The organism is Nostoc sp. WHI, assembly GCF_015714725.1.
GTDB lineage: Bacteria > Cyanobacteriota > Cyanobacteriia > Cyanobacteriales > Nostocaceae > Nostoc.
Window position 1 is genome coordinate 30,031 of sequence record NZ_WBKM01000135.1, and the last position, 13,382, is coordinate 43,412.

Sequence of the window (13,382 nt, forward strand, 5' to 3'; positions counted from 1 at the left end):
CGAATGAAAGGCGATTTTAGCCGTTTAACTTTTGATAAAAATAAGCATTATACCAGTGTTCGGATGCAGCAAGGTCGCCTGCAACTTGATTCAGACTCGAATGAACAAGTAGATATTCAAGCACATCTGTATCGCACTCAAGTAGTAGATTTGATTGGTGCAGAAAGTGGCGTACCGAGCAGCGAAAATGACACTGGTGAGCCTTACAGAGATAGTTTTAAAATCAGCGTCGCGCCTGATGGTGATGATTTAGCGATCGCCCCTGGACATCTCTACGTCAACGGTACGTTGTGTGAGTTAGAAGCTACTGAGATTGATTTTGAAATTGCACCCTCCCCTACTCAACAAATTATTAAGGTAAAAACTCTAATAGTTGATGGTCGGAAGTTTGCTAAAAATCAATGGGTTGAAATTCTTCCGGCTAATAAGCAATTTCTCCAAATTGAGCAAGAGATTGACACCCAAACATTACAACTGTCTTTAAGCGGTAAAGTTGAAAATCCTGGTCAATTACGCCGGATTGTAACTTATAAAACTCAGCCTGATTATCCCAATCCTGAACATTACAAAAATGGGTTGCATTTTGTCTATGTCGATGTTTGGGAACGCCATATTAGCACTGTTGAAGACCCTGAACTTCGTGAAGTAGCGCTGAATATTCCTGATACAACAACCCGGACTAAAACAGTTTGGCAATTGCAGTTACAACCATTGAATCGCCAACTTATTCAAGATTTGACTGCTGATGAACCTGATGAAAACAAACTGTTAGACAAGCTAAAGCAGCTTAGTATTAAGGAATTGGATCAAGCTTTTAATACTTTTTGGAATAGTGTACAAGTAGACACTAAGCCAGATATTTGGCAACAAAACTTTTTCCCTGAAAGGTCATTGCAAAAGTTTCATGAGTTAATACAAAATATTACGCGATCGCATCAGGAAGAACTGCAAAGCTATTTCCAGAACATTGCAACAATAGAAAATACTAAAAAAACTTTACAAACGGATTTTGATGAGTTTTTGAAACCATCAACATTAGAGCCAACAGCAAAGACAGAAAAAGTTAATAATTTTAATCAAGAACTGGAAAAAATTACAACGCCAGATCAAAAACAAGTGCAGGAGTTACTGGGAAAAATTACAATACCAGAACAAGATAAATTATTAGAAAATATTACAGAATTAGACAAGAAGAAACAAGAAATCTCAGATGATTTTAATAATTTACTAGAGCAGATTGTTGTACCCAAACAGCAGCCTTCTCAAGAGAAATTCAATAATCTTTTAGAGAATATCCCAAAAACAGATACAAATAAAAAACAAAACTTGATCGAGAAAATTGGGAATATATTAGAGATAGCTAAAACTTTAGAGCAGAATAAACAATCTTTGCGAGATACTTTTAATCAGCTTTTAGCTAATCTTATAGCATCAAAGCCAAGCCTTAAAAAAATAGTAGCCTACGAAAAAGATGAAGTTAATCCTGAAAATTTAAATGACTCAGAGTGGAAGGACTTAATTCAAGAAGTATGGCAAGAATTTCTCCAGAGAAAAAAAGGGCGGCAGGCATCTATGAACGCCTGTGCAAAACTATGTGCTTCTTCTAACAGCGCAACTTCAAATGGTAGGGGTTATCAACGATTAGAAAATCAACTTTACCGAGTTGAAATTCACGATTTAGGTCAGGTTGAAAAGGCAAAATTTAAATGGTCTCGTGATAATGGGAGCATTGTCAGTGCCATTGAAAATTCCAAAAATATTAAAGACGGCTTTATTACCATTCGCAAATCTGCTCAGGATGCCTGGGCTAATTCCAAAACTGGACAGTGGATTGAGATTCTGGATGAAGAAAGGGAGTTAAAAGGCTTACCGGGCGCTTTAGCTCCTTTAAAGAGAGTTTTGGATACCAAAATCGAGTTTGATTTTTCTAGAAAAGAAGGTGAGATTCCTGAACAGCCAACAAAAGTGCGATGTTGGGATCATACGACCAAAGAGGCTTCTATTTTGACTCGTACAGAATGGGTTGAGCTAGAAGCTGGAATTAAAGTCAAATTTGACGACAAATCTGAATACACGACTGGTAATTATTGGCTCATTCCAGCTCGGACTGCAACCAACGATATCGAATGGCCCGATGATCAAGCAGAACCTAGAGACAAACGTCAACCGCTATCTCAACCCACTCTAGGAATAAATCATGACTATTGTCTTCTTGCTACAGTTCAGATTGACGACGGCAAGTTTATTCCAATGGGCGATAAAAATGATCCGCAATCTTTAAAGGATGAGCGTTTTATTTTTCCACCTTTAGTACGTGCCTTTGACAGAGCAGGAGGTAAGATAGAAGGTGATTTGACTGTATTAGGAAAAGTTGGTATTGGGGTTGAAACAGCGATCGCACGATTACAAACTCAAGCCACTGGATTTGTTAAGGCTGAAGGAAAAAGCATTACCAAAATCGAAGATACAACTGTAACCGTAAATGATGCAACTGGACTACATCAGGGTGACTGGTTAAGAGTTGACAATCAACAAGTAATTATCACTGAAGTTCAAAACACAACCTTAACTATTGAGCCAAAGTTACCTAATTTTCCATCCAACACAGGAGAAACAAAGGAATTTGAGTATCAACAGCCAATTGCCCGATTTACAGATGATCAAGGCAAAGATAAATTGATTATCCTTGCCAATGGTAATACCGGAATTGGCACATCTACTCCTCAAAATGAACTCGAAGTAAAAGGCGTAATTAAAACAGAAGAACTTATTACTAATAAATTAAATATTCCTGGTGAACTGGCAGCAGGAATATTTCGAGGTGCAACATTTCAAATTGCTAAAAACCCAACTTCTACAACCCCAGAAAATTATGCTTCATTGGAGATTCAAGACAATCCTAAACGAGTTGAGTTTGTAGCAAATCAAGCAAATGTTTTTACATTCACTAATAATCAGGTTGGGATTGGGGCAAGCAACCTAACTTGTAAATTTGGGGTATTGGGTAACGTCGCTATTGGCGATAATAACTATCTACAATCAAACACTATTCCCGCAGAAGGTTTAATTGTCAAGGGTTCGGTGGGAATTGGCATTCCAACGTCGAAAAATAAACTTGATGTATTGGGTGGAGTCGCAATTGGTAATTTTGCTGGTCAACAAGAATCTCCTAGTAATGGCTTGATCGTAAGTGGCAAAGTTGGTATCGGTGTAGGAACATTTATCTCGGTTCCTGATGCACAGCTTTATGTCAAGGGCGGTGTTTTGAGAATTAGCCGCGACGTAGGCTTGACTGAACAATATGTGCAAATCGGACGCAAATCGGATGTTGGTGAACAAGCTTGTGATTTTGAGACAAACTGTTCTGAGTATAAATTCGATAAGGCGATCGCAGCTCCTGCTTTTATCGGGGATGGATCAGGATTAACTGGAGTTGTCAGAACAACAGCAGATAATACATTTACTGGCGACCTAACAGTTACTCAGAATGTCTTACTTGCAACTGAAAACACTCGCAAAGTTGGTATAGGTATAGCTGATTCTCAAAATGTGCAGGCAACATTACACGTTGCTGGTTCAATCAAGGTAGACGATAAGATAAAATGCGATCGCTTAATCATAGGCAACGATCCGCCTCAAAATAACCTTCTAAATGATGCAAAATTTTATTTAGATGGCAACCTTTATGTAGAAGGTCAACTTTATGCAACAGACATCATTTCTACAGATACCATTAATGCAAAAAACCAGACAGTTAAACTATTGAGGTCTGTAGAGATACTAGGAAACACTTTTAAACAAATTTCATCAAGAACCTTAAAAGAAGAGATAGGAAATTTATCTAGCCAAGAAGCTGAACAACTCCTGCAAACTCTTCAGCCAGTAAAATTTATTTATACAGGAGATAAAGATAAAAATTTACATGCAGGATTTATTGCCGAAGATACACCTGATTTATTAACCTCAACTGATAAACAAGCAGTCAAACTGCTAGATATTGTTGCAGTTCTGACAAAATCTGTCAAAGACCAACAAGCAAAAGCTGAAGAATTAGCTGAAGTTATTAAAAATCAACACAACGAGCTTGAGTCTTTACAAGCAAGACTAAAAGAATTAGAAGAAGGCGATTTGGCAACTCGGCAATCATCAGTTTTGTTTGCCAATTCTCTTGAAGAGCCAGTTAGGCGATCGCTCAATACATCCAGGCGTACCGAATTATCATTTTACCAAAGATTGAAACGATTACTTCGTCGCTTTTGGCGCTGAATTTAAAGACATTTAATTTAGATAAAGTGCCTCAATTTTTACTAAGTAATTACAGAAAAACAACTCTTAAAAAAGGAGAAAGATAAATGTCTATTATCAATGTCGGTTTAAGCATCCAAGTAGAAGGAGTCCCACAAATTCCTGTTCCTAATGTCAAAATCGAGGTCGAAGCTTATGACAAGATTGAAGTCAGTGTCAAAGCCGGTTCTGATTTAATTGTTGACGTTCAACCAGGTGAAAAAGCAGTCAGTTTTTTGTTGATTAAATCAAGCATATATACTTCTGCAAATGCAGCAGATGATAAAAAACTGACCTATCAACCTGATGGTAAATCAGCCATAAATTTGGATAATCCTCAAGTTTCTTTAGGTGTAGAATCAATCGCGGCTCTACTAGGTAAAGTTCAAAAAATTACATTTTCCAATAAACTTGCAGGTTCTGAAGGAAAAGAATCTGAAACAGCTGTGATTGAAGTGTTGGTTGGACGTGATGCAACACCTACTCCAGCACCTTCACCAACGCCTTGATCTTATTTTCAGCCATCCCATCAGGAGGAATTTTTATGCCCGTTAATCCCACATACCCTGGTGTTTATATTGAAGAAATTCCCAGTGGTGTTCGTACCATCGTAGGAGTAGCAACTTCAATCACAGCCTTCATTGGTCGTGCCCGCAAAGGACGTATCGATGAGCCGATTCGCATCCAAAGTTTCGGAGAATTTGAGCGGCAGTTTGGAGGCTTATGGGAAAAGAGTACCATGAGCTATGCCGTACAGCAGTATTTTCAGAATGGTGGACAGGACGCCATTATTCTGAGGGTTGACAATGGAGGAAAATTTTCCTCCATCACTCTCGGCGAATTAACTTTGCAAGCAGCAAGTCCAGGAGAGTGGGGCAAAAACTTGCGGGCTGCGATCGATCACCAGACAAGCAATCCCAATGATGCCAAACTCTTCAACTTAACTGTTCAACAACTTGAGCAGCGTGGTTCAGATAAAGTTGCAGCAACTGAGATACTTCGCAACCTTTCTAGCGAACCAGATTCCCGTCGTTTTTACAAAACGGTAATTGAGCAAGAATCTGTTTTAGTCAATGTTATAGGCAATACCACACTTACAGAACGTCCTGCTGAACTTGTAGTTAATGCTAACGAAGAAGGTAACGATGGCAGCGACATTACCGATACTCAAATATCGACGGGGCAAGGCTTAGAAACAGATCGAAAAGGGCTTTATGCTCTAGAAAAAACTGATTTATTTAATCTGCTCTGTATTCCGCCCCTGACTCGGATTCTAGATGTTGGGACTGACACAACTCTTAAGCTGGCTGCTCAGTACTGTAAGAAAAGGCGGGCGATGCTAATTGTAGATCCGCCCTCAAATTGGACAAGTATAGCCAATGCCCAGACGGGAATTGATACCTTGCGGCGGGAGATTGGAGGAGTTGAGGTGGGGACGAATGCAGCAGTGTTTTTCCCACGTTTGAAAATGGCAGATCCACTCAAAGAAAACCGAACAGAAGAGTTTGTTCCTTGTGGTGTAGTTGCTGGCATTTTTGCTCGCACAGATGCCCAACGAGGAGTTTGGAAAGCGCCTGCTGGAACCGAAGCATCGATTCTTGGTGTTCGGGAATTATCTTATAAGATGACTGATGATGAAAATGGTCGATTGAATCCTCTGGGTTTAAATTGCATTCGTCAGTTTCCTGTGTACGGCAATGTAGTTTGGGGATCTCGGACGTTAGCAGGAGCAGATCAACTTGCATCTGAGTGGAAGTACGTACCCGTTCGGCGGTTAGCGCTGTTCTTGGAGGAGAGCCTTTATCGAGGAACACAGTGGGTTGTATTTGAGCCAAATGATGAACCTCTGTGGGCACAGATTCGACTTAATCTTGGTGCATTTATGAACGATCTCTTCCGCAGAGGTGCATTTCAAGGCAAAACACCCAGAGAAGCTTATTTTGTCAAATGCGATCGCGAAACCACAACCCAAAATGACATAAATTTAGGCATTGTCAACATTTGGATCGGATTTGCACCTCTCAAACCAGCCGAGTTTGTCATTCTCAAGTTTCAGCAGATAGCTGGACAAATAGTTACTTGAGCGGCAATTCTTTTTCCCTCACATGTGTAAAAATTTGTATCTCTCAGTTACCAAAATTGCAATTTAAGGAGTGAAAATATGGCTCAATTTAGCGTCAATGCCCAACGATTTGACCCATACAAAAACTTTAAGTTTCGAGTCAAATGGGATGGCAAATATGTGGCAGGTGTCAGCAAAATGGGATCACTGAAGCGTTCTACCGAAGTGATCAATCACCGTGAAGGAGGCGACCCCAGCAGCCAGCGCCACTCTCCAGGACAAACCAAGTATGAACCGATCATGCTAGAACGGGGTATCACCCATGACAAGGAATTTGAACAGTGGGCTAACAAAGTTTGGAACTATGGTTCTGGATTGGGAGCTGAAGTTTCGCTCAAAGACTTTCGCAAAGACATTATCGTTGAGTTGATGAATGAATCTGGACAGGTGGCGATCGCATACAAAATCTATCGCTGCTGGGTATCGGAATTTACAGCATTACCAGAACTCGATGCTAATGCCAATGCTATTGCCATCCAAAGCATTCAACTGCAAAACGAAGGATGGGAAAGAGACTTTGAAGTTACTGAACCAACAGAACCAACCTTTCTAGAACCACCAGCCTAAGAGTTTTCCAAGGGACGCGGAGAATATAACCAATGACAACTGACAACTGACTAATGACTAGTAATCAGATGCATCCTCTATCGGCCGATCAGATTCTCCGCATTTGGGAAATCGGTCAGCGACAACATCCTGTGGATCAAGCCTTGACTTTACTGGCATTTGCCTGTCCAGAGCAATCTGCCACACAACTTGCTTCTCTAAGTGTTGGTCAGCGTGATGCTGCATTACTGACTCTCCGGGAGATGACATTTGGGACGATATTCAACTGTTTTGTTCACTGTCCTGAGTGCGCGGAACAGCTGGAATTCACTTTAAATGTCACAGATGTCCGGTTAGCTGATTCTGGACAGTTGCTTAATCAGGAATATGCATTTGTCGCTGAAGGATTTGATATCAAGTTTCGGCTACCCAATAGCTGGGACTTAGCAGCGATCGCTAACTGCCACAATCCCGAAGCGGGGAAAGCTATCCTATTACAGCGTTGTTTGTTGCAAGTGCATCACAATGGTTGTGTCATTTCCTCTCAAGAATTACCACCCCAAATCACCACTCAAATCGCAACGCAAATGGCCCAAGTCGATCCCCAAGCCGAAATGCTGTTGGATTTGTGTTGTCCTGCTTGTAATTATGAGTGGCAAATACTTTTCGATATCGTCAGCTTTTTCTGGGCAGAACTCAACAATCAAGCAAAACGCCTACTGTTAGAAGTTCATCAGCTGGCTCGTCATTACAGTTGGCGTGAAGCAGACATCTTATCCATGAGCGCAATGCGACGTAACCTTTACTTGGAACTGATTGGCTGATGGCAGACTTCCTTACCAGATTAGCTCAACGGACTTTGGGGTTAATACCTGTCGTTCAACCCCGGCTGATTTCTCGCTTTGCACCTGCCGTTGAAAGCATGATGGCAAATGATTATCCTGTCAATGCACCTTCTGGCACAGAGTCGGATGTGGGAATTTCTACACCAACAAAAGATATAGCTATAAACCAAACTTCAACAGAGGCGATGCTCCCCTTGGGAGCCACCCAAAGGGCGATCGCAACATCAATTTATTTTCAAAACCCTCAGATTCCCAATTTGCTAAATTCCAGTCCGACTGCTTCTTCTGTAACATCGTTCGAGCCAGTGACTCCTCAATTTTCACTTCCAGAGCCAAATTCTGCTTTATTAGTCCCTGAACCTTCTCAAAAACCACCGCCTGATTCTCAAAATTCAATTGCGGGGCAGACTGAAAAACTGACTAATTTTCGACAACAAATTACAGAGACTCATGCTGAATCTCTAAATAAAACTATTCTAAATAAAACTATATTTAATCCACAGCCTGTTTCTACATATCCACCTTTTTCATCCTCTAAAATAACTAATTTATCGTCTCCTATTTCGGAAGTCAATTCTCAACTTTCTCCTCATACATCATTTAATAATTTCCAGGATAAAGATGATTATCCACCACTTGTAAAAACAGAAATATCACATCTGAATCAATTAAATCAGACTGATTTTAAACTTCCTCCACCATTAATATATCAAGAAAATAAAACAACATTAAAATCAGCTTCTTTGCCCTTATCAATAGCTAATTTATCACCTTCGATACAACCAAGCCCCCAACCCACAATTGAGATTCGGATTGGTCGCATTGAAGTGCGAGGAATCCAAAATTCCACACCGAAACCACCTCCAAAATCTATTACGAAAAAACCTACCTTATCGCTGAGGGATTATCTCAGCCAGCGTAACGGAGGAGAAATATGAGTAATGCATTGGCAATTGCAGCAGTTACAAAGACTTTACGACAGTTATTGATTCAGGGTATACCCGATTTACCCAACCAAAATGTGACTGCAAAACCTCCAGATCGAGCCTTTCCTGGCGGGAATGCTACTACTGATCAAATCAACTTGTTTTTGTATCACACTATTGTAAATGCGGCTTGGCGCAATCGCGATCTTCCCAATCAAATCAAACCGGGAGAAACTAGTCAGCAGCCGTTAGCACTCAATCTACATTACCTAATTAGTACTAGCGGGGCTGGAGATGATGAAATTCTCAGCCATCAATGGCTAGGGATAGCTATGAGTGTGTTGCATGATCATGCAGTGCTGAGTCGGGAGGAAATTAGAACGGCAATCATCACAGCCGACATTCGAGGAGAATCTGTCAACAGCGATTTACATGAACAAGTAGAACGGGTACGAATTACACCTCTGCCTCTTGGTTTGGAAGATTTATCTAAACTGTGGACAACCTTTACCACTCCCTACCGAGTATCAGCAGCCTATGAGGTTTCTGTAGTACTGATTGAAAGCACTCGTCCTGTTTTGACTCCTTTACCAGTGTTGGATCGAAATTTATTAATAGAGCCAAATTTATCACCACCCTTCCCGACACTGACAAAAATTCAAATACCAAATCCTCAAGGTGCTGCTCGTTGCGGAGACGGTTCACTTAACTCTGGAGAGATCATTACGCTTATTGGTCATCACTTGGATAAGACAACTAGAGTCCGCTTTCAACATCCCCGCAGACAAGAACCTTTGCAATTAACGCCATTAACAGGCTCATCTGCTACCCAAATTATTCTACGTCTACCTGATAACCCCGACCCAGAGACACTTGCAGGTGAACCATTACAAGATCCGAACCAGTGGCTGGTGGGAGTTTACAAAATCTCTGTAGAAGTGAATCGCGATCGCCCTCAACCAGACGGAACTACAATTACTGAAACTGTGACTACAAATGAGCTACCATTAGCGATCGCACCTCGTCTGATTTTGCCATTTAACTACAATTCAGTTACCCGCAGATTGACGCTAACTTGCCGTCCGAGGGTGTTACCTGAGCAACGTGTGATGTTGCTGATTGATAATTACCAACTCATTAGTAACCACACCATTCCTACAAATACCCTAGAGTTTACCCTGCCCACAACCCTTGCTCCAGGAGAGTATTTGATTCGCTTACGGGTGGATGGAATTGACAGTTTATTGGTGCGAGGTACACCACCTAAATTGGAATTCGATCCAAACCAGAAGGTATCTGTGCCATGAGTAACTTAGAGCAATGGCAAATAGGAAACGATCGCTACTTAGCTGCCTTATTGCACTGGCTGCGTTTACGGTTGATACAATTAGCTGAACTATCTGATAAACCAACAACGCAAGAGTTAAAGCAGGCAGAGGAGAACATTGCTGAAGCTGCCAAACTTCAACCTCCGCCAGCATTAGAAATTCTCAGCCAACAATTTAACCTATCACCATTTGAGCAGAATATCTTGCTGCTGTGTTCTGCTCTGGAACTGGATACACAAATGGCTACGCTGTGCGCCCAGGCACAAGATAATTCTCACTGGCGCTATCCCACCTTTGCCTTAGCATTAGCCTGTTTTGAACAACCCATTTGGGATGCTTTATCACCTCAACGCCCTCTGCGCTATTGGCGACTTTTGGAAATTAACCAATCCGGTGTGCAACCTCTGACCACCAGTCCTTTACGAGCAGATGAACGCATTGTCAACTATATTAAAGGGCTGAACTACCTAGACCATCATCTGACTAGCTTTCTGATTCCTCTGGACGTTCCTCAACAGGAATTTGAATTACCTCCATCGCAACAGAGTGCTGTAGAGACAATTGTGCATTCATTGGAACAATCTGACTGGGAACATTTGGTAATTCAGTTAGTTGGTTCAGATTCTCTGAGTAAGCAACTTGTCGCCCAACAAGTTGCTGCAATTTTGGGCTTAACTCTTTATCGATTGCCGATAGAGTTATTGCCATCCCAACCCCAGGAACTAGAAACACTAGCACGGCTATGGTATCGAGAAAGTTTACTTTTACCAATAGCTTTATATTTGGACGCTCATGAAAATAATGCGTCTGTTTTGGAGGGTTATGCACTGCCACTACATCGGTTTTTAGCTCGTAGTGGCGGGCTGATTTTCGTTAGTGGTCGAGATACCCAGCCAGGAATAGCTCAGATTGATTGCACAATTGATGTCAACAAACCCACTCCAGATGAGCAGCAACAGCTATGGGCTGCGGCTTTAGGAAGTGTAGCAGGCGATCGCCCTGGTTACTTGTCTAGTCAATTCAATCTGAATTCCATCGTTATTGCAGAGATTGCAAAATCTACCTTAGTGGAAAATCAACCTGTTGCTGATTCCTTATCCGAGCAGTTGTGGCGCAAATGTCTTGCTTACACTCGACCTCGATTTGATATTTTGGCACACCGACTTGATGCCAAAGCAACTTGGGAAATGCTAGTTCTACCTGATGAAGAACTGAATTTGTTGCATCAAATTGTGGATCAGATTCAGCATCGCAGCACAGTTTATCAAGACTGGGGTTTTCAACAACGAATGAATCGGGGATTAGGTATTAGTACTTTATTTGCAGGCGAAAGCGGTACTGGTAAAACGATGGCAGCAGAAGTGATTGCTAACGATTTGCATTTGAATTTGTATCGGATTGATTTATCAACTGTTGTTAATAAATACATTGGTGAGACAGAAAAAAATCTCCGCAGGTTATTTGATGCGGCAGAAGATGGAGGGGCAATCTTATTTTTTGATGAAGCAGATGCTTTATTTGGTAAACGCAGTGAAGTCAAAGATTCACATGATCGCTATGCAAATATTGAAATTAATTATCTCCTACAAAGAATAGAATCTTATCGGGGTTTAGCGATTCTTGCCACCAATCTTAAAAATGCTTTAGATCCGGCTTTTATGCGGCGGCTACGCTTCATTGTCAATTTTCCTTTTCCTGGAGCGAAAGAACGCTGTTTGATTTGGCAAAAAGCTTTTCCTCAAGCGACACCAATTCAAGATTTGGATTTCAATCGTCTAGCCAAATTGAATTTAGCTGGAGGCAGTATTCATAATGTTGCTTTGAATGCAGCTTTTCTGGCAGCTAAAGCTGATACGCCTATAACAATGGCAATAGTATTAGCTGCTGCTCGTATAGAGTTTCGCAAACTCGATCGCCCGATTAATGAATCTGAATTTCGCTGGCATAATCTCACAGAGACTACACGATGAACATCAAACTAGAAATTGATTATTTAATTTTGGACAACATTAATCTTTCTTCAAGAGAACGTCGTCAACTTCAAGCAGTAATTGAAACGCAACTCTTACATTTACTTACAATTAACGGATTGCCTGCAAATATGCAATCAGGAAGCACGATTCCCAAACTGAATATTGATCTCAATATAACTTCTACAGACAATACTTTAAACATGGGTCAACAACTAGCCCAAGTGATTTATGAAAGAATTAGTTCATCAGGCGATCGCTAAATTTTTGAGTCTACTGGCTTTCATAGGTTGGTTTAACAGGTGCTGCTCCTTGTTGTACAACGTGAGTTAACTCGTGAGCGAGAAGACGTTGACCCTCATGTACTTCGGGTTGATACTGTGCTGCATTAAAAACGATATTGTTTCTATGGGTAAAAGCTCGTGCATTTAGGGATTGAGCAGCTTCAGGATCATTATGCACCCGCACTTTACTGAAATTATGATGGAAGCGAGACTCCATTAATTCACGGGTTGGCTCCGGTAGAGGTTGACCACCGCCTTGACTAGTCTTGAGGCGATTTTCTACTGCTGGCGCAATGATTGGCATTTGTCCCGGTTGGGCTTGCTTTTGCACTTTCCCTTCTTCTTGCTTTTGCGGAACTTTTTGTTTTGCAATCAGCTTCTTCTTTTCTTCTTCTGCTGTTGTAGTTATTAGCCTACCCCTGACTTGCGGCGGCTTTGGTTTGTCTTCGTCTGCTGTTGATTTTACCACCTGACTCGCCACTTGATCGGCTTCTTGCTGATGTATATCACCTGGCTCACCTACCATCGGTTTAGCTTGAATTAATGGTGCTGTTGTCGTCCGAACAGGTATCTTGCTGAAGTCATGCTTAAAACTCGACTCCCTCAAAGGATGAGTAGCAGTATCTAGTAAGCCTGATGTCAGCCCATCGTGTTCAACAGAGGGGAAGTAGATTAGGATGGAGGGTGACTTCGAGTTGGATGTCACTTTGGGGAAGTAAATCTCCGTTGGAGAATGGGCTGCGGATTTGGGGTTTGAGATTGAAGAGAATTTCAGTGTCGATGCGATGATAGAGTTCGCAACTGACATTCAAACTGAGGCGGCATTCAATAATGTCGTTGTTTGATGGAATAAGTTTTAGGTTAACTATGCTAACAGTTAGGGGGGATTGGGAGCGATCATATAGATCCAGGTCTGTTTGTTCTAACCAACGGTAACAGTCCTGTCCACATAAATTGGTAGTGCTATTTTGGTGACTTGTTCGTGGGTTGGTCATATTTGATCGTCCAAGTGATGCACCTTTCCCTAATGTATGAGGCTTACTCTCATTGTCAGCAAGGACAATTTACGTAAATTCT

At 41.3% G+C, this 13,382-nt stretch carries 11 protein-coding genes; 9 read left to right on the forward strand and 2 right to left on the reverse strand.

All coding sequences use genetic code 11. The annotated features are described in order from the left end of the window. Positions 1-3 precede the first annotated feature (3 nt). The 9 genes from F8S12_RS13420 to F8S12_RS13460 all read left to right on the forward strand — a co-directional run bounded on the left by F8S12_RS13420 (position 4) and on the right by F8S12_RS13460 (position 12,284). Positions 4-4,266, forward strand: coding sequence for a DUF6519 domain-containing protein (locus tag F8S12_RS13420; protein ID WP_196516767.1), 4,263 nt, complete (start codon positions 4-6; stop codon positions 4,264-4,266). An 86-nt stretch (positions 4,267-4,352) separates the two neighbouring features. Continuing rightward, the gene (locus F8S12_RS13425) at positions 4,353-4,793 is read left to right on the forward strand and encodes a hypothetical protein (RefSeq protein WP_196516768.1); all 441 of its coding nucleotides are present in this window, start codon (positions 4,353-4,355) and stop codon (positions 4,791-4,793) included. 35 nt (positions 4,794-4,828) lie between these two features. Beyond that, a complete protein-coding gene (locus F8S12_RS13430; protein WP_196516769.1) occupies positions 4,829-6,367 on the forward strand; it encodes a phage tail sheath family protein in 1,539 nt (512 codons plus the stop codon). Positions 6,368-6,445: 78 nt separating this feature from the next. Further along, positions 6,446-6,973 (forward strand): phage tail protein, encoded by a 528-nt coding sequence (locus F8S12_RS13435; RefSeq protein ID WP_196516770.1) that lies wholly within the window; start codon positions 6,446-6,448, stop codon positions 6,971-6,973. A gap of 53 nt (positions 6,974-7,026) precedes the next feature. After that, positions 7,027-7,776, forward strand: coding sequence for a T4 family baseplate hub assembly chaperone (locus F8S12_RS13440; RefSeq protein ID WP_230967994.1), 750 nt, complete (start codon positions 7,027-7,029; stop codon positions 7,774-7,776). Further along, complete coding sequence (locus tag F8S12_RS13445) at positions 7,776-8,735, forward strand: hypothetical protein (protein WP_196516771.1); 960 nt, start codon at positions 7,776-7,778, stop codon at positions 8,733-8,735. The genes F8S12_RS13440 and F8S12_RS13445 overlap by 1 nt, the downstream gene beginning before the upstream one ends. Next, positions 8,732-10,030: a Pvc16 family protein gene (locus F8S12_RS13450; protein ID WP_196516772.1), complete on the forward strand. Its 1,299-nt coding sequence runs from the start codon at positions 8,732-8,734 to the stop codon at positions 10,028-10,030. The genes F8S12_RS13445 and F8S12_RS13450 overlap by 4 nt, the downstream gene beginning before the upstream one ends. Next, complete coding sequence (locus tag F8S12_RS13455) at positions 10,027-12,021, forward strand: ATP-binding protein (RefSeq protein WP_196516773.1); 1,995 nt, start codon at positions 10,027-10,029, stop codon at positions 12,019-12,021. The genes F8S12_RS13450 and F8S12_RS13455 overlap by 4 nt, the downstream gene beginning before the upstream one ends. Then, entirely contained in the window at positions 12,018-12,284 is a 267-nt protein-coding gene (locus tag F8S12_RS13460; RefSeq protein WP_196516774.1) for a hypothetical protein, read from the forward strand. The genes F8S12_RS13455 and F8S12_RS13460 overlap by 4 nt, the downstream gene beginning before the upstream one ends. 10 nt (positions 12,285-12,294) lie before the next feature. On the opposite strand, the gene F8S12_RS41995 is transcribed toward F8S12_RS13460, so the two are convergent. Both F8S12_RS41995 and F8S12_RS13470 read right to left on the reverse strand, forming a co-directional pair. Further along, positions 12,295-13,011 carry an eCIS core domain-containing protein gene (locus F8S12_RS41995; protein WP_196516775.1) on the reverse strand — a complete coding sequence of 239 codons (717 nt, stop codon included), beginning with the start codon at positions 13,009-13,011 and terminating at the stop codon, positions 12,295-12,297. Continuing rightward, positions 12,959-13,300 carry a hypothetical protein gene (locus F8S12_RS13470; RefSeq protein ID WP_196516776.1) on the reverse strand — a complete coding sequence of 114 codons (342 nt, stop codon included), beginning with the start codon at positions 13,298-13,300 and terminating at the stop codon, positions 12,959-12,961. Before F8S12_RS13470 ends, F8S12_RS41995 begins: the two co-directional genes overlap by 53 nt. Between the last annotated feature and the right edge of the window lie 82 nt (positions 13,301-13,382).